The organism is Lactobacillus kalixensis DSM 16043 (assembly GCF_001434335.1).
Taxonomy (GTDB): domain Bacteria; phylum Bacillota; class Bacilli; order Lactobacillales; family Lactobacillaceae; genus Lactobacillus; species Lactobacillus kalixensis.
Map to the genome: position 1 here is coordinate 1 of NZ_AZFM01000035.1, position 16,645 is coordinate 16,645.

The following is a 16,645-nucleotide window of genomic DNA, read 5'->3' on the forward strand; positions in this document are numbered from 1 at the left end:
AAGGAATTAAGGTTAGACTAATGGTTTATAACCTACCGCAAAAATATTGACACTTACTTATTTAAAAAACACCTAGACATCCCCTATATTTATGTTATACTAATTGAGTTGGTTCAAATAAGCGCCCATAGCGCAACTGGATAGAGTGTCTGACTACGAATCAGAAGGTTGAAGGTTCAAATCCTTCTGGGCGCATCCAATTAACGGGAAATGGCTCAGTTTGGTAGAGCACCTGGTTTGGGACCAGGGGGTCGCAGGTTCGAATCCTGTTTTCCCGATATTTTTAAGCAAGTACGAAAAAAGTACTTGCTTTTTTTGTTTTTTCTTTATAGAATATAAAACATAAATTAAAAAGCTATGAAAAAGATGAGTAAATAAATTATCTCTCTCAGTGAACTGGTGCTAGTGAGAAGCCAGCAGACCCTGATTTATCGAAAAACACTTTGAGCAAGCTCGCCGAAATAATGACTATTAGAGTAAGTTGAGACGTCCCCGGTACGTTACCAAGCCGGTAAAGTATGATTGTACTTTATAGAGTTGGTCTAATTATTTAGACAATTTGGGTGGTACCGCGGAAAAAGCCTTTCGTCCCTTTCTACACAGGGAGTGAAGGGCTTTTTCTTTGCTCTAAATAAAAAACGAGGAGAAAAAATTATGACTTTAATTTTGCCAAAGGACTACCGTCCTACTTTAACCGTTAGAGATACCGAAGCTGCAATTGTTTTTATTAGAGAAACATTCCAAGATAAACTTGCTGAAAACATGGACTTGCAAAGAATGTCTGCACCAATGTTTGTTGAAAAAGCTACTGGATTAAACGACAACTTGAATGGTGTTGAACGCCCTGTTGCCTTTGACATGAAGGCTATTCCTGGCGACACTATCGAAGTTGTTCACTCACTTGCTAAGTGGAAGCGTCTTGCCTTGAAGAGATACGGCTTTGGCATGCATCAAGGTTTATACACCAACATGAACGCTATCCGCCGCGATGAAGATTTAGACAACTTCCACTCAATTTACGTTGACCAATGGGACTGGGAAAAGGTAATTGCTAAGGAAGAACGTAACACCGACACTTTGGAAGTTACTGTTAACAAGATTTTCAAGGCAATCAAGGAAACTGAAAAATTAGTCGAAGCTCGCTACCCTGGCTCTACTTACCGCTTACCTGACCATGTTTCTTTCATTACTACTCAAGAATTGGAAGACCGCTGGCCTGAACTTTCTCCAGAAGAACGTGAAGACAAGATTGCTAAGGAAGAAAAGGCAATTTTCATCATGAAGATTGGTGATAAATTGAAGCGCAGCGGTGAACCTCATGACGGTCGTGCCCCTGACTACGATGACTGGCAATTAAACGGTGACCTCGTCTTCTGGTATGAACCACTTGGCAGTAAGATTGAAATTTCTTCAATGGGTATTAGAGTTAGCGAAGACAGTTTGCGTGAACAATTAAAGAAGGCTCACTGTGAAGATCGTGCTGAGTTACCATTCCACAAGATGCTTCTTGAAGGCAAATTACCATACACTATTGGTGGTGGGATTGGTCAATCACGTCTTTGCATGTTACTTCTTGGCAAGGCACACATTGGTGAAGTGCAAGCCAGCATTTGGCCAGAAGACATGGTTGAAAAGTGCGAAGAAGATCATATTAAATTATTGTAAAAAACAAAAGCATGTTGCTACTTTTGAGGCAACATGCTTTTTTGATTGAGTTTGTATACTAATTTCTATAACCATTTATCTTCTAAATGTTTGATTTGCTTTAAATGACTTAAATATTCTTTATCTTTGTTGAGAGTGTAAATATTCTTTCTTCCTTCTTTTTTTGCGGTAAGCAGACCATCATCTACTAGCTGATTAATATTTTTTCTAATCAGAGTTTGTTTACCAAAGTGATTTTCTGGGGAACTTACCACATCATTAACAGTAAAAATTCTCTTTTCTTGAGCTATATTTAAAATAAATAGTTCTATATCTGACAATATTACATTCTTAGAATCATATTCCTTACTTGATACTTTCCAAATTCTAATCTTAGTTGTATTCATCCCATAATCAATACTGATTTCTGGATTATTTAAGTCATTTTTCACCGCTGCATCATATATTCTTGGACCACCACTTGCAGCAGTTTCGGATACACCTATTCTTCTAAACAAACTAGCAATTTCTGGATTACGAATTGAAGAATATTGTCCTCGCAAGAACGACTCCTTACTTACCCGCATTGTACCAGGATTACTAAATTCGAAGTAGCTTGGGCGATCAATAATCTTTATGCCAACATTTCCATCATAATACGAGTGCATCAGAGTATTTACCAGTGCCTCTTTAGCAGCAGAAGTTACATCCGCATAGTAAGAAGTTCTAGTTAAATTATCCCCTTGAGTATATTTATCTGGAACACTAGCAACCAATTTAGGTAAAACAAGATTATAAAATTTAAAAATGTTCAGTGATGGGAAATTCATATCACCTGCAGATACTCGATCTGACCAATTAACTGCCGTATCTGTATCATATTTTTGATAATCCAATTGAAATCTTGGAAAACGATCAGTAATCGAAACATATTTGCCAAAGAAGAGTAATCCACCATCAGTCAATAAATAATCATCAGAATTACTGAGACGATTCTTTCTAAATACTCCAATTGATTCAAGTAATTCTTGATTATCAACACTGTTTGAAACATTGACAATTCCCTTAGCAGAAAGTTGTTTACGATATTCAGCAATTGATTCTGAGTCTAGATCATTGATTGTGTAAGAATTAGGAAGTAGCCTAGCTTTTTTATACTTTTCATAATCTAAAAATTTCATTTTATCTTCCGTAACTTTCGCGTAAATACAAATGTTGATTTAATAGTATTTCTAGCATTTATTATACCGAACTTTCGCAACTTTCGCGAAAGTTCGCGAGAGATAAAAAATAACCTTACTCGCATATTAACTTATGCAAATAAGGCTATTAATTTTACTTAATTTTTCTTATCAATTCGAGCAAGTACCGCCATAATCGCTGGTAACAAGATAAATCCAAAGATCATCATACTAATTGCGTACCAGTTAAGCCCAACGTATTGTCCTTGTGCATTCATGATACCGAATTGTGCTTGCCAGTTGTATTCTACAAGTAAGAACACTACGATAGCAATTGATAATACAGGAATCACAACATCAGTCCAGACATTCTTCTGCGCATCAAGAATATCGCGATCGCCCTTGCCCATGTAGAAGCGAATAACTGCAAGTGGCACCATAATAAAGCCTAAGAAACGAACCATCGCACTCAAAGTGATCAAGTTCACCATATTGTAGCTGAAGGCCATTGGAATCAAAATTGCCAAAACAACTGAGATAAAGAAGGTTCTAATTGGGAAATTATTCTTGGTTCTCTTAGTCAGAGCCTTAGACATTTGGTTTTCACGAGCCATCGCTTCCAAAATTCTTGGTGCGTTGAAACTGGATGCGACATTAATCCCAAACATTGAAACTAATGCTCCAACTAAGATCACATCACGCAAGATTTCATTATCAAAAATCGCAGCAATCGCAACAACTTGCTTAGTAGTCATAAGCGCTCTAGGATCAAGCAACATCGCTACCGCAACAACACCGATATAAACAAGCGCAATAACTAAAATTGCCAACGGAATTGCTCGCGGTAAGTTCTTTTCTGGATTCTTCATATCTTCTGAACCAGATGCAACTGATTCAAAGCCAGTGAAAGCATAAAAGGCCGATACAATTGCCATTACAAAACCAGTAGTAGTCAAAGTTGGAACGATCTTTTGACCATTCTGAGTAATCTGATCGACTTCATTCAAGTTGCTGGAAGCACCAGTCATGATCAAGGCTACTACCCCAGCAATAATAATCAATGCAAGAGCAGCAAGCTTACCAATTGTAGCCATATTCATGACGTACTTCACTACGTTCTGACCGAATAAGTTGATGATCGTAATAATCGCCATCAAGATGATAAAGCCCCAGGTAACGGTGCCGAAGTCTTCAGAATTACCACCGAAGATTGAAATTGTGGAACGCACAACCCCAACCGCCATAACGCCCCAGGCAACACTAGCTGAGAAGTAACGAAGTACTCCCATATAAAAACCAATTCGATCGCCAAAGGCTGCTTTGGAATAGGCATATGCTGCACCAGATTTAGTAACGTACTTAGCTGCTGCCGCAAAAGAAATTGCCAAAATCGCTGCAAAAACTGCCGCAATTAGATAAACAAGTAATGCTTTTGAACCAGCTTGTTGTACTACACTACCTGGCGTTAAGAAGATTCCTGATCCAATAATCGCATTAATTGCAAGTAAAACTATCGACCAGAAACCAAGTTTATCTTTTTCACTATTATTCATATTTACTCCCTACTTAGCGTTATCAATAACCCACTTAAAGAGATTATTCATAAACGCTACACTCTTGTTTCGATGTAACATTTCAGGATGCCATTGAACACCGATGACAGTTCCTTCTTTATTTTCGATTCCTTCTGCAACACCATCTGGAGCAGTTGCAACTTCGATTAAGTCTGGAGCAACTTCTTTAATAATTTGGTGATGGAAAGAATTAACCATAAATTCGGTCTCACCCAAAACTTCAGCAAGTTTGCTGCCACTAACAACCTTCATACTGTGAGTTGGCAAGCTTGGGGTGTGACCTTGCATGTGTTTCAATGTGTGCTCACTTCTATAAGAAAGATCTTGGTATAACTTACCACCATGTGCAACATTGATAATTTGAGCTCCACGGCAGATGCCAAGTACTGGAATTCCCTTTTCTTCAGCTAGCTTAAGCAAAAGCATGTCAAAATGGTCACGCTCTGGCCAAGTTGCACCAATTTTTTGTTCTGGTTCTTCACCATAAAGATGTGGATCAACATCGTGACCACCAGATAAAATCAATCCTTGTACATTTTCAAGTTGAGCCTTGATCACGTCTTCATCTTCAGTAAATGGAATGATGTACGGCACACCACCGTTTTGCACGACTGAATCAACGTAGTCTTCATTTACATAACTGCGGCGGTAACCTTGAAAGATGCCACCATCATCAATAATTACTGATCCTGAAATTCCAATAATTGGTTTAGTCATTACTTTCTCTCCCTTACTTTTAGTATGGAACTATTATATCCATTAATCTAGCAAATGTATACAATTATTTTTCATATTCTTACCACTTTATATTTTAATTTAACCACTTAATAAAAATAAAAATAACTAACCACTTATTATGATTAATATTGTTAATTAAAATTAGGAGGGTATAATTAACAATATATTAAATTAATATTAATCTACGGAGGGAATTATGTCGATCAAGGGGCTTTTAAAAACAAATATCCCGCAGACTATTTTGGTTTTATTCTTATATCTCATCTACGCCATCGCTGGAACATTAGGGACCTACCTTTTTAAGTATTCCTTAAATGCGATTACTGCAAAAAACCTAAATAGTTTTATCTTCTGGGAAATCATCACAATGGTAACAGAACTGGCCACTGCTTTACTCTTGCCACTAGCAACTGTTGCATTTACCCGTCAGATTCAAGATTATTTACACCAAATTAGAAAAGATATCATGCATCACTATTACAACGGTGATGATGAAAAAATTTCAACAATGCAAAACGATTTGACTAACAATTTAAAAATTTTATCAACAGATTTCGCCACACCGTTGATTACCATCTTCAGCGGCTTACTTTCAATCACTTTCTCAATTGGTATCCTATTCAGAATGAGTTGGATTCTAATTCTAACAACTGCAGTTTTGGCAGTGATTACTTTATCATTACCTAAACTTTTAGAGAAAAAGATGTCTCAAGCAAATGCCACTGTTAATCAAAAAAATGAACGCTTGCTTAATACTATTGCGCACTGGCTCGGCGGTTTGCAAGAATTACGCCGCTACAACGCCTTTGCTCGATTAAATAAAAAGTTGAAAGAAGCTAGTGGTGAATATGTCGAATCCAACAAAAAGAATATGCTTTATCGCAGTTGGTCTGAAATCATCAATGGACTAGGAAACTCTGTTGCCCAGTTAGGAATGGTGCTGATCTCCGGAATTTTATTTTTCAACCATACTATTTCTTTTGGTGACTTTGGAGTAGCAGCCAGTTTTGCCTTCATCATTTTCGAGGGGATCTGGAATATCACCGACTCTCTTACTAGGATCAAATCAACGAAGATTTTGCGTGAAGAAACAACTAAATTACGACAAGCAAGGACTCTTGAAATTCCGACTTCTGCGTTTGGTGTTATTGCTACTAATTTGGTTGCAAAATATGACAACGGTGAAACAATCACTTACCCAGACTTCACGATCAAACCTGGACAAAAAGTGCTACTCACTGGTGATTCTGGCACTGGAAAATCCACTTTGTTTAAGCTCCTACTTAATAAATTAACTCCAGCAAATGGTCAAATTATCTATTTCTATTTATATAAAAATGGCAACCCAATCAAATCACCCGTCCAAGTTGGCAACTTGCCACAGGATCCAATCGTCTTCCCCGCTTCAATTAAAGACAACATTACAATGTTTGATTCAAAAATCCAAGAAAATGTTCAAACTGCTGTAAACAAGGTTCAATTGACTAATGATCTAGCAAAAATGCCGGCTGGTCTTGAAACTCAAGTTGATTTGAAAAACGAAAATCTCTCAGGTGGACAAAGACAAAAAGTTGTTCTAGCCCGCAGCCTTATTCATGATCAGCCATTTGTCTTGATGGATGAAGTAACCAGCGCAATCGATCAAACCGCAACTGAAAAAATTTTGGATAATTTACTTAAAACTAAACTTAAAACTAAACAAACAATCTTAATGATTGCTCACAATTTCACTCCTGAAATGAGAGCTAAATTCGATCAAGAAATCAAATTAACAGCAGTAAGAAAGGAAGCAGCTGAATGAATTTTAAAGAATATGTCAAAATAAATCCATTTAGATTTACTGTCTTTGCACTTTCCACATTTCTGATGGCGGTTTTAATTATTATGATGTGTTATTGCACTCAATTAATAATCGATATTGTTTTAGTTAGAAATTGGAACAGCTTTTTAATCATTCTTATCATCGATCTAATCTCCGGAATACTAGTCTATGCTCTTCAGGCCGCTGCTCAATATCTAAACATTATTCAAGAACAAGAGTTGAACGACAAAGCTCGTCATCAACTCGTTCAAAACTACTACAATGACGGCAAGCTTCATAAAGTTAACGAAATGCAAAATCGCTTAACTAATGATCTACAACTTATCAACAATAACTATTACGAAATGTTGTTTAATCTGATCTACGGGATTGGTCTAATTATTTCGACTATCGTCTATCTGATCTTATTAAACTGGCAACTATTGATCGCAATCGTGATCTTAGTAGCTATCTCGCTCTTGTTACCAAAAATTACCGAAAAGCCGCTGCAAAAAGCAACTGAATTCATTTCAGACAGTAATAAGGTATATCTTGAGAGTTTAAATGACTGGTTATCAGGTATAGATCAAATCCGACAATTTCTAGCTGGAGCCAAGTTGTTCTCAGTCACAGAAAAAGCTTCAAAAGATCTCGAAAATGCCACTGTTAAACAAACTACTTATACTCAATTATTAAAAGCAGTTAATGGGATTGTTTCTGCAATTTTCGGACTTTTGCTTTTTATCTTAGTCGGTTACTTAATTGTGAACGGTCAAGTATCTGTCGGTGTTCTAGTAGTTGTCGGTAACTTCAGATTCTATTTAAATCAAGGAATTCAAATAATTACTGCTTCTCGTGGTCAGATGAAAGGAACTAAAAAATTAATCAAGGAAGTTGATCAAGAGCTAGTCCCAGTTGTTTCTAATTCAAAATCTAGCTTAGCTACTCCGACGGCTTTTTCTACTCAAGATTTACAATTACAATTTCCTAATGGCGAGAAGCTTTCTTACCCTGACTTGCAAATCATACGCGGTGAAAAAATCTTGCTAACTGGTGACTCTGGTGCAGGAAAATCCACGCTCTTTAAACTAATTTTAGGGGAACTGACGCCAAGTTCTGGACAAGTTGCTTTTCAAGATAAGAATGGCAACTCAATTACTCCAGATTTGAGTAAAATTGGCTACATCCCGCAAGGTCCAGTCGTCTTCCCCGCTTCAATTAAAGACAACATTACAATGTTCGACAATAAGCTTGATCCTAAGGTAAACGAAGTCATTAAATCTGTGAACTTCAGTGATGACATCGCTAAGTTCACAGACGGTGTAAATGAAGCGTTAAACCTCGATAAACTCAACATTTCAGGTGGACAACGGCAAAAAATCGTTCTGGCCAGAGCTAAAATTCACGATAGCGAGATCATCTTAATTGACGAAGGAACAAGCGCGATTGATCAAATGGCTACAATGAATATCTTGCATAATTTGATCAAGACACCCGCAACTATCGTCTTTATCGCCCATAATTTTAATGATGAAATGCGAAAATTATTCGATCGTGAAATTCACTTAATTAAATCTTAGACATAAAGAATCTAGACTTCAATTTGGAGCCTAGATTCTTTGATTATTACCATATAAAAATAAACCCAGTCAAATCTACTGAGTTTATCGTACTTTTATGCTTTATCATTACGATGCTTAATCACATACACAAGTGCTGCCACGATCAGTACCACAGCACCAACCGCAACCGATACCCGTGTTTCCGGATTAATGAACATGAAGACCACAATTAAAGTCAACATGAACAAGGCAAAGTAATTTGAATATGGATACAATGGTAATTTGAATGGATGATTTTCCATTAATTTAGAATTCTTACGTCTAAATCGCAATTCTGCTAGAAGAATAACGAACCATGCCACCATCCCTGGTAAAACAGATGAACTATACACGATTACGAAGACATTAGCTAAGGATTTGTTGAAGAATTGAATAATTACATTCAACATAAATCCAATGAAAATTCCTGAAGTAATCCCAATAATGGCATGACTTGGTACAATTCTCTTTGAAACGTACTTAAAAGTTTTAGGTGCTTCACCTTCATGAGCCAACTTATAGAGCATTCGACTTGATGAATAAATCCCTGAGTTGGCCCCAGATAGTGCCGCTGTTAACACGACGAAGTTAATCACTGACGCTGCAGCAGTAATCCCAACTTTAGCAAACGTATTAACAAATGGTGAACCGATATTGCCCAATTCGTTCCATGGATAAATTGTTACGATAACGAAAATCGCACCAACGTAGAAAATCAAAATTCGCCATAAAACTGACTTAACACTCTTCACAATTGCTTCTTGTGGATTAGCAACTTCACCAGCAGAGATCCCAATTAATTCAATCCCTTGGTATGACCCAACGATGATTGCCATTGAGAAGATGAATCCTTTAACTCCGCCTGTGAAAAAGCCGCCATGGCTCCAAAGATTTGAAAAGCCAACTGGATGTCCGCCATTACCAAAGCCAAATAAAATTACCATTAAACCCAAGATAATCATTAAGATGATCGTAACGACCTTGATCATTGCAAACCAGAATTCCAGCGTTGCATATGCCTTAGCACTAACTAAATTAGCTAATAGTAAGAATAAAATTATGACTACACCGGCAATCCAATCACTAGTTCCTGGCCACCAGAAGCGTAAATACTCTGTAGTTGCTACAACTTCCGAAATCCCAACAACAATATATTGAAAGACGTTTGCCCATTCAGCAAGATACCCAGCAATCGGATGCACATGCGTTGAAGCATAGTCTGCAAAAGAACCAGTACCAGGATCAACATATAACATTTCTCCTAGCGCCCGCATGACGATATATAAGATTAATCCTACAAACATGTAAGCAAGTAATACTGATGGACCGGTCCACTTGATCGTCGAAGCAGATCCCATAAACAATCCAACCCCGATCGCACCACCAAGTGAGATCATTTCCATTTGTCCTGCGGTCATTGAACGTTTTAATTCAGGCGCTTTCCCGCGCTTACTCATTTAATCCCCCCTACACAGAAAGTAGCTTAAGAAATAGCCTACTTTAACCTAATTATTTAGTATATCAACGATTAGCTATTATTACCAAATATACAATAGTTTAAGCTTCTTCCTTCTTCAATAAGCCATAACCAAAATACAGTACTAAAACAAAAATCAGTGAAATAATCATAGGTAATCTAGTGCTTGGAATAAAGAAAAGTAGCACTAAAACTGCAAGGTAAAAGATAATTGTTAAGTAACTAGTAAATGGAAAACCTGGCATTCTAAATTCACCAAGATCAGTCTTATTTTCTCTACGATATTTCAAATGTGCCCACATAATAATCAACCAGACAAAGACAAAATTAATTGTTGAAACGGTTGATACAATTTCAAAAATGCTGGCAGGCATAATGTAGTTCAAAATTACTACAACAAACAAAATTAATGATGAAAAAAGCAAAGCATTTCTAGGAATAGCCTTCTTAGTCAACTTACCTAAGAATTGTGGCGCATTTTTTCCTCTAGCTAAAGAATACAGTGAACGACTAGTTGAGAAAATACAGCTGTTAGTCGCAGAAATTGCAGCAGTTAAGACAACAAAGTTTATAATTCCAGCTGCTCCGATTACGCCAATGGCATTGAAGACTTGCACGAATGGACTAGAGCTAGATCTTACTTCATCCCATGGATAAATTGACATAATCGCCATCATTGAACCAACGTAGAAAAGCCCAATTCTGATTGGTAAAGTATTGATCGCCTTAGGAATATCCTCTTTTGGATTGGCAGTTTCCCCAGCGGTCAAACCAACGATTTCAACCCCAACGAAGGCAAAAACTACCATCTGAAAAGATAATAGAAAACCCCAGGTCCCGGTAGGGAAAAAGCCGCCGTGACTAACCAAATTAGTTAGTGAAACGGTTCTACCTGACACCTTTGTTCCAAGAAGTAACATTACAATTCCTGTCGCAATTAAAGCGATAATGGCAAGCACCTTAATCATCGAGAACCAACTCTCTAGTTCCCCGAATAAGCCGACATTAACCATGTTTAATAAGGTAAGTAAAACCACAATTACAAGCGGACCAACCCATTGAGGTAAACTTGGGAACCAATAACGTAAATAGATCCCTGTTGCAGTCAAATCAGCCATCGCTAAACTCAGCCAGCAGGCCCAATATGCCCATCCTGCAACAAATTCAACGCGAGCGCCTAAATATTGTTTAACAGCTTGCAAGAATGAGTGCTTATTAGGATCAGCCAGAATCAATTCACCCAATGCTCTCATCATGAAGAAGGTAATAATACCAACAATTAAATAAGATAGAATAATGGCAGGTCCAGCGCTACGAATTGCAGATCCTGATCCTAAGAATAACCCGGTCCCAATGGCACCTCCAATTGCGATCATAGTTACGTGGCGACTCTTCAAGCCGCGATTTAATTTCGGTTTACTACCGTTCTCGTTCATCTCTTCGCCCCCAGAAAAAAAGCGACACTTTGGTAGATGAAACTTTACCAAAGTACCGCTTCATTAACGATTTAAGTTGATTTTAATTATATAAGCTAACACATAATTGTCAAGTTTACTTTTGTAGTCACTTAGTTCGTTAATAAGAAAAACATCCTTATTTTCTATTTAATTTTGGCTAAAATATTAGTCTTCGTTCTGCAGCTTAGAGTGTCTAAAGCCAAAGATTGCGTAGATAATCAAACCAACAACAATCCAAATTGAAACCATGACCTTCGTAGTATTCGGCAACATAATAATGAAGTAAATACTGAGCAAGCCAGCAATAATTGGCAAGACTGGATACCATGGCATCTTGAAGCCATCGTTTGGAATATCATTACGCTTACGCAATGGAATTATTCCGAATGAAATGAAGGCAAAGGCAAGAAGAGTACCAGCATTAATCAGTGAAGCAAGTTGCATCAGTGGTACTAAACCGGCAAAAACTGCAGCAACGATCGTTGAAATGATAATAGCATTATTAGGAATCATCTTCTTGTGATCAACTTTTCCCATTGATTTAGGAAGCAAGCCGTCACGACCTAATGCATAAAGCAGACGAGAACCACCTAGTAGCATGGTAATCATCGCGGTGAAAATTCCGATTAAAGCACCAAGGGTAATCAACTTGTTCCATCCACTCAGACCGATGGTCTTAAGTGCAAAAGCAGCAGGATCATCAACATTAAGCAGCTTGTAGTTAACCATCCCTACCAAAACAAGTGAGAAGCTAACATACAAGATTACAGCGATCAAAACTGTCCCTAAGATTCCCTTAACTACATTCTTACCGGGGTTAATAGTTTCTGCTGAGTTAGAAGCCAATGCATCAAAGCCGATGAAGGCAAAGAAGACGGTCGCAGCAGCGGTAGAAATCCCACCAAGACCTGCAGGTGATGAATGAAATTCCTTTGGATAAAATGGCACGTAATTATCAGCCTTAATGTAGAAGATTCCTACAACGATGAACAAGATAATGATGGCCACTTTCAAGATAACCATGATGTCTTCAATCTTCTTAGATAAGTTAGCCCCTTGATAAAGAATGAATGCAACAACTAAGATAACCAAAACAGCAGAGATATTAATCACGCCGCCTTCCATCGGTCCATTTTGAAGTGCAGCTGGGAGCTTAATTCCAATCGACTCAAGGATATTATCATTAAAGTACGAAGCAAAACCGGTGGCTTCTGCAGCAACTGCTAAGAAATATTCAAGAAGCAGCGCCCAGCCTAAGACCCAACCAACAACTTCGCCGTAGATAACTGAACCAAATGAATAAGCGGACCCAGCAACGGGCATTGCGGAAGAAAATTCAGCGTAAGCCATGCCGACAATCCCTGACACAATCGCAGCAAGTAAGAAGGCGATTGAAACTGCAGGACCTGCGTGCTCTGCAGCTTCGTGACCTGGCAAGATAAAGATACCAGTCCCGATTACTGCTCCGATTCCTAAGGCAACAAGATCTCTAGCGTGGAGTGTCCTTTCTAGACGCGAATCAGCTTGAATATAGTCTGATACTGGAACTTTTTTAAAAATATTTCTCATGTATTCTCCATCCCTCGTTAGATTTTTTATTATTATACATGAAGATTTAATAAATTCATACATTTTTAATAAAAAAGCGTATTTTTTGAAAAATGCGACCTATAACTGCTATAAACATACAAATAGGTAAAAAAATAAGTGTCTGGAAAAACTACATTCCAGACACTTATTTATTCTCAAATTATTTAGCAAAAGCAAAGCAAGTTTTTACAAACCAAAGAACAACAAGTTAGTTCCTTCAATACTCATACTACGATCGTTCTTAAATTGCTTAAGTGAATTAAGAAGGAAAGTTCTCTTACTACTCTTTGGTAAATTATTAGCAGCTTTTACAGATTGATTGAAATAATTTCTACTCTTCTTAGTAGCCAAATTTCCTGAGCCTTTATAGATCTTCTTCAAAGGATTGATAACGCTTTGAACAGATCTATCATTCCAATAGATACATCTAAGGCTGGCTTGAGTAGTTACACAAGAATACTTCTTATCCTTTGATGAAATAATATATAATGGTGCTCCTGCTCCACGGTTAACTATGTCTACTACCTTTTCAACTCTAAATTTAACATTCTTGATTTGACTAGGTTTGACAGTTTTCACATTATTCAAGAACTTGTCTTGGGCAGCTAATGACAAAACTCGTTTGTAGTTTTCTTTACCTACATAGACCTTATTATCATAGCCGGATTTAACCTGCAGTACATAGCCTTGCTTAGTAAGTGGTGTTGACTTTAATTCGGTTCTTATATTAGTGTCAGGAGTTGCAGCTTTTACGTTTTTAGTAGAAGTTGAAACAAAAGTAACAATTGAAACCGCCGTTAACAAACTAAAAATTATTCTCTTTAATTTCATTTTTCTATCCCTCGTAAACATCTCATAATGTAATTATAACCCCACTGTTCACAATTGAATCGAAAAAGTCATATTTGAGATTCACATTAGTACCACGTAATCTTATTTAGTGGCCAATAACGTAACTTCACCTTACCAACAATAGCTGAGCGCTTCACATAGCCAAAGATGCGACTATCCTTAGAAACATTACGGTGATCGCCCATTACAAAGTAAGAATTAGCTGGCACCTTCTTGCCTAAATTCTTCGATTGCAAAGTGAAATTCTCAGTGTACAAATTGCCCATAGAATATAACTTCTTACCCTTATCCAAGTAAGGCTCTTTGGTCTTCTTACCGTTAATGTACAATTGGTCATTCTTGAAGCGAATTGTATCACCGGGAACACCGATAACACGCTTGATGTATAGAGCGCCGGGACTATCTGGGGCATTCAGGACAACGATATCTCCGCGATGTAGCGAGCTGTGGCGAACGGCTATAACTCGATCACCGGTTTCAAAATTAGGCTGCATTGAAGGGCCGGATACGGTGTCGTTACTGAGGACAAAAGCAAATAATGCATAATAGATTGCTACAACAATTGCAAATATACCTATTACTTCTAGGAGGTCTCTTACTTTAGGATCAAGTTTGTTTTTCATTGTTTCTCTCTCAAGTTGAAATTCTCGTTTTAACTATGACTTTCATTATACACTTTCACTTAATAATCACCAGATCCAGTATGACTATATTGAACCTACAACTAACCGTATTAAATACTCACTATTCACCTATCTTTTGAAGTCTAATTATTTTCCCTGAATCTATAGTACAAACCTTAACTAATTTCCTATCGTATTTATACAATGTACCATCGTCTGACAATCCTGCATTGTACTTAACAAATGCGTAATAATCATTATCCAACTTAAACAAATTTAAAACTCCGATCAAATGATGGCTTTCATTCACTACCTCATTAACAATCTTTACAAACGTCGAGTCAGCGACCAGCTTCTTATTTTGGTGTAGCAATTTTTTCTTTACACTTATTCGAGTTGTTTTATTTTCAGAATCAGTTTCATCCCTAAAAACATTGGGATCAACTGAAACAGCTTGTGCACTCTGACTATCGGAGAAAGATGCTCCCTTTTTAGTTTTTCCACTCGAATAAATTTGAATAAATGAATTATGAGTATTATTGTCTGTAGCAACTTCAGCACGAAGGATTTCTTTTGAATAGTCCATATTGTGTTTATATACAACGGCAATGAGTATCAAAATTAATATAACCGGTAAAATTATTAGAATCTTTCGTTTCATCGACATATTCCCTTCGCTTTAAATTTGCTTAAAGTTAGCAATTTTATTAGTATTAGATACATTTTTTGATTAATTAAACGATAAACAAAAAGCGCAAAGCTTCTGTAGCCTTACGCCTTCATCCAACGATTAATAAATGCCAAACAGCAATAAGTTTTTACCACCGTTGTTGATATTACCGTTCTTCTTAAGTTGATTTAATGAAGAGATAACAAATTTCTTCTCACTACCATTTGGCAGCTTCTTAGCTGCAGCCATGGCTTGGTTAAAGTATTGAGTATTCTTCTTAGTGCTTACACGGCCAGTCTTAGATTCAGCCATCTTCTTCAAAGGTTTGTAGATGCCAGCGAAGTTCTTATCATGTAAATGGATATATTCAAGTTCAGGTTGAGTATGCCAGCCATAATATTGCTTATCTTTTGATGCAACAAAATATTCTGGAGCACCAAAACCTTTAGTATGGAATTCAGCTATCTTTTCAATTCTGAACTTAATATTCTTTACCTTTGATGGACTAACAGTTTTAGCCTTGAATGCATCCAAGCTTTGAGAAGCACGATTATAGTTTTCTTTACCTGAGATAACTTGATTTTTTAATCTTCCAACTTTATCAGGAATACGAAGAATATAGCCTTGCTTAGTTAAATCAGGCACATCCTTGATTGTATAATCCTTATTTTTCTTAACATTTCTAACGCCTTTAACACCACTAGTTGACGGAGTTGCAGCTTGAACTGGTGCAGCAGCTGAAAGTAAGATTCCTGCGGCAGCTATTGATGAGAATAAAACTTTTTTTGCATTGATACGTTTCATTTTTCTATCCTTCTTGTATTTATAAAATGATACCGAATTTATTCGATATCATTTTTTCCTCCTATATATTAAGTACAACAAGCAAAAGAAAAACTTAATTTTCTTTCGTCATTCAACTTACAGGAGCTATTGTATTCCTTTTTTTCGTGCTATAACCAAAATTGTCCTAAACTATTAAATTTCCGTCCTATTCTATATCTTTCTTAGAATAGGACGAAAAATCAATAGAATAGGACATATTCTTAAAATTTGATTTTTTTGCATTATAATACATAATGTAAAAACAAAAGAAAGGTTTTGATGCTATGGAATTTTTAGTATTACTTTTTGGACCATTTACTAGTTTCTTTCTGATGGATATCTTAAGCCACATCACAAACATGGTAAACACAAATGATTCTTTTACAAGTTTTAATATCTCCATTGTTTGATACATGGATTTTCTACAAAATAACTAAGCAAAAGATAAAGAAACGCGACTGTTTCTTTATTCTTTTTCTATGCTCTATTATTTTTTCATTATTTAAATTTGAAATAGTACATAGCGATTTCTTCTTGAGTTTTTTAGAATCAGCTTTATTTTTCTACGTAAAGTCAAGCTCCGTCTAGGATTAGACCTGATATTTTTAGATA

The 16,645-nt window shown here is 36.7% G+C and carries 13 protein-coding genes, 2 tRNA genes and 1 other annotated feature; of the genes, 5 read left to right on the forward strand and 10 right to left on the reverse strand.

All coding sequences use genetic code 11. The annotated features are described in order from the left end of the window. Window positions 1-121: 121 nt before the first annotated feature. The 3 genes from FC46_RS08315 to asnA all read left to right on the forward strand — a co-directional run bounded on the left by FC46_RS08315 (window position 122) and on the right by asnA (window position 1,665). A tRNA-Arg gene (locus FC46_RS08315) sits at window positions 122-195 on the forward strand. A gap of 9 nt (window positions 196-204) precedes the next feature. Next, window positions 205-278: transfer RNA gene (locus FC46_RS08320), tRNA-Pro, on the forward strand. Window positions 279-348: 70 nt separating this feature from the next. After that, window positions 349-596: a binding site (T-box leader), on the forward strand. Window positions 597-654: 58 nt separating this feature from the next. Continuing rightward, window positions 655-1,665, forward strand: coding sequence for an aspartate--ammonia ligase (gene asnA / locus FC46_RS08325; protein WP_057799695.1), 1,011 nt, complete (start codon window positions 655-657; stop codon window positions 1,663-1,665). Window positions 1,666-1,730: 65 nt separating this feature from the next. Here asnA and FC46_RS10055 read toward each other — a convergent pair whose 3' ends face one another. The 3 genes from FC46_RS10055 to FC46_RS08340 all read right to left on the reverse strand — a co-directional run bounded on the left by FC46_RS10055 (window position 1,731) and on the right by FC46_RS08340 (window position 5,116). Continuing rightward, a complete protein-coding gene (locus FC46_RS10055; protein WP_083478043.1) occupies window positions 1,731-2,825 on the reverse strand; it encodes an ATP-binding protein in 1,095 nt (364 codons plus the stop codon). A 158-nt stretch (window positions 2,826-2,983) separates the two neighbouring features. Continuing rightward, window positions 2,984-4,378, reverse strand: a complete 1,395-nt coding sequence (locus FC46_RS08335) for an APC family permease (RefSeq protein WP_057799698.1) — start codon at window positions 4,376-4,378, stop codon at window positions 2,984-2,986. A gap of 9 nt (window positions 4,379-4,387) precedes the next feature. Further along, entirely contained in the window at window positions 4,388-5,116 is a 729-nt protein-coding gene (locus tag FC46_RS08340) for a gamma-glutamyl-gamma-aminobutyrate hydrolase family protein (protein ID WP_057799699.1), read from the reverse strand. A gap of 217 nt (window positions 5,117-5,333) precedes the next feature. Between FC46_RS08340 and FC46_RS08345 the strand changes: the two genes are divergently transcribed. Together FC46_RS08345 and FC46_RS08350 are read left to right on the forward strand one after the other, a co-directional pair. Continuing rightward, the gene (locus tag FC46_RS08345; protein WP_057799701.1) at window positions 5,334-6,938 is read left to right on the forward strand and encodes an ATP-binding cassette domain-containing protein; all 1,605 of its coding nucleotides are present in this window, start codon (window positions 5,334-5,336) and stop codon (window positions 6,936-6,938) included. Continuing rightward, window positions 6,935-8,518, forward strand: coding sequence for an ATP-binding cassette domain-containing protein (locus FC46_RS08350; protein ID WP_057799703.1), 1,584 nt, complete (start codon window positions 6,935-6,937; stop codon window positions 8,516-8,518). Before FC46_RS08345 ends, FC46_RS08350 begins: the two co-directional genes overlap by 4 nt. Before the next feature lie 95 nt (window positions 8,519-8,613). On the opposite strand, the gene FC46_RS08355 is transcribed toward FC46_RS08350, so the two are convergent. The 7 genes from FC46_RS08355 to FC46_RS08385 form a co-directional block, all read right to left on the reverse strand. Then, the gene (locus tag FC46_RS08355) at window positions 8,614-9,996 is read right to left on the reverse strand and encodes an amino acid permease (protein ID WP_057799705.1); all 1,383 of its coding nucleotides are present in this window, start codon (window positions 9,994-9,996) and stop codon (window positions 8,614-8,616) included. Window positions 9,997-10,096: 100 nt separating this feature from the next. Beyond that, the gene (locus FC46_RS08360; protein ID WP_057799707.1) at window positions 10,097-11,452 is read right to left on the reverse strand and encodes an amino acid permease; all 1,356 of its coding nucleotides are present in this window, start codon (window positions 11,450-11,452) and stop codon (window positions 10,097-10,099) included. Window positions 11,453-11,638: 186 nt separating this feature from the next. After that, complete coding sequence (locus FC46_RS08365) at window positions 11,639-13,042, reverse strand: APC family permease (RefSeq protein WP_057799709.1); 1,404 nt, start codon at window positions 13,040-13,042, stop codon at window positions 11,639-11,641. Window positions 13,043-13,249: 207 nt separating this feature from the next. Next, the gene (locus FC46_RS08370) at window positions 13,250-13,894 is read right to left on the reverse strand and encodes a hypothetical protein (RefSeq protein WP_057799711.1); all 645 of its coding nucleotides are present in this window, start codon (window positions 13,892-13,894) and stop codon (window positions 13,250-13,252) included. 86 nt (window positions 13,895-13,980) lie between these two features. Continuing rightward, entirely contained in the window at window positions 13,981-14,538 is a 558-nt protein-coding gene (gene lepB / locus FC46_RS08375; protein ID WP_057799713.1) for a signal peptidase I, read from the reverse strand. Window positions 14,539-14,659: 121 nt separating this feature from the next. Further along, a complete protein-coding gene (locus FC46_RS08380) occupies window positions 14,660-15,199 on the reverse strand; it encodes a hypothetical protein (protein WP_057799715.1) in 540 nt (179 codons plus the stop codon). A gap of 129 nt (window positions 15,200-15,328) precedes the next feature. Then, window positions 15,329-16,012 carry a hypothetical protein gene (locus tag FC46_RS08385; protein ID WP_057799717.1) on the reverse strand — a complete coding sequence of 228 codons (684 nt, stop codon included), beginning with the start codon at window positions 16,010-16,012 and terminating at the stop codon, window positions 15,329-15,331. Window positions 16,013-16,645: the final 633 nt, after the last annotated feature.

Excerpts from the sequence above, each read along its gene's own strand:
- FC46_RS08365 (WP_057799709.1), bottom strand. The coding sequence starts at position 13,042 with ATGAGAAATATTTTTAAAAAAGTTCCAGTATCAGACTATATTCAAGCT.
- FC46_RS08345 (WP_057799701.1), top strand. The coding sequence starts at position 5,334 with ATGTCGATCAAGGGGCTTTTAAAAACAAATATCCCGCAGACTATTTTG.
- FC46_RS08340 (WP_057799699.1), bottom strand. The coding sequence starts at position 5,116 with ATGACTAAACCAATTATTGGAATTTCAGGATCAGTAATTATTGATGAT.
- FC46_RS10055 (WP_083478043.1), bottom strand. The coding sequence starts at position 2,825 with ATGAAATTTTTAGATTATGAAAAGTATAAAAAAGCTAGGCTACTTCCT.
- FC46_RS08355 (WP_057799705.1), bottom strand. The coding sequence starts at position 9,996 with ATGAGTAAGCGCGGGAAAGCGCCTGAATTAAAACGTTCAATGACCGCA.
- FC46_RS08360 (WP_057799707.1), bottom strand. The coding sequence starts at position 11,452 with ATGAACGAGAACGGTAGTAAACCGAAATTAAATCGCGGCTTGAAGAGT.
- FC46_RS08385 (WP_057799717.1), bottom strand. The coding sequence starts at position 16,012 with ATGAAACGTATCAATGCAAAAAAAGTTTTATTCTCATCAATAGCTGCC.
- lepB (WP_057799713.1), bottom strand. The coding sequence starts at position 14,538 with ATGAAAAACAAACTTGATCCTAAAGTAAGAGACCTCCTAGAAGTAATA.
- FC46_RS08335 (WP_057799698.1), bottom strand. The coding sequence starts at position 4,378 with ATGAATAATAGTGAAAAAGATAAACTTGGTTTCTGGTCGATAGTTTTA.
- FC46_RS08350 (WP_057799703.1), top strand. The coding sequence starts at position 6,935 with ATGAATTTTAAAGAATATGTCAAAATAAATCCATTTAGATTTACTGTC.
- asnA (WP_057799695.1), top strand. The coding sequence starts at position 655 with ATGACTTTAATTTTGCCAAAGGACTACCGTCCTACTTTAACCGTTAGA.
- FC46_RS08380 (WP_057799715.1), bottom strand. The coding sequence starts at position 15,199 with ATGAAACGAAAGATTCTAATAATTTTACCGGTTATATTAATTTTGATA.
- FC46_RS08370 (WP_057799711.1), bottom strand. The coding sequence starts at position 13,894 with ATGAAATTAAAGAGAATAATTTTTAGTTTGTTAACGGCGGTTTCAATT.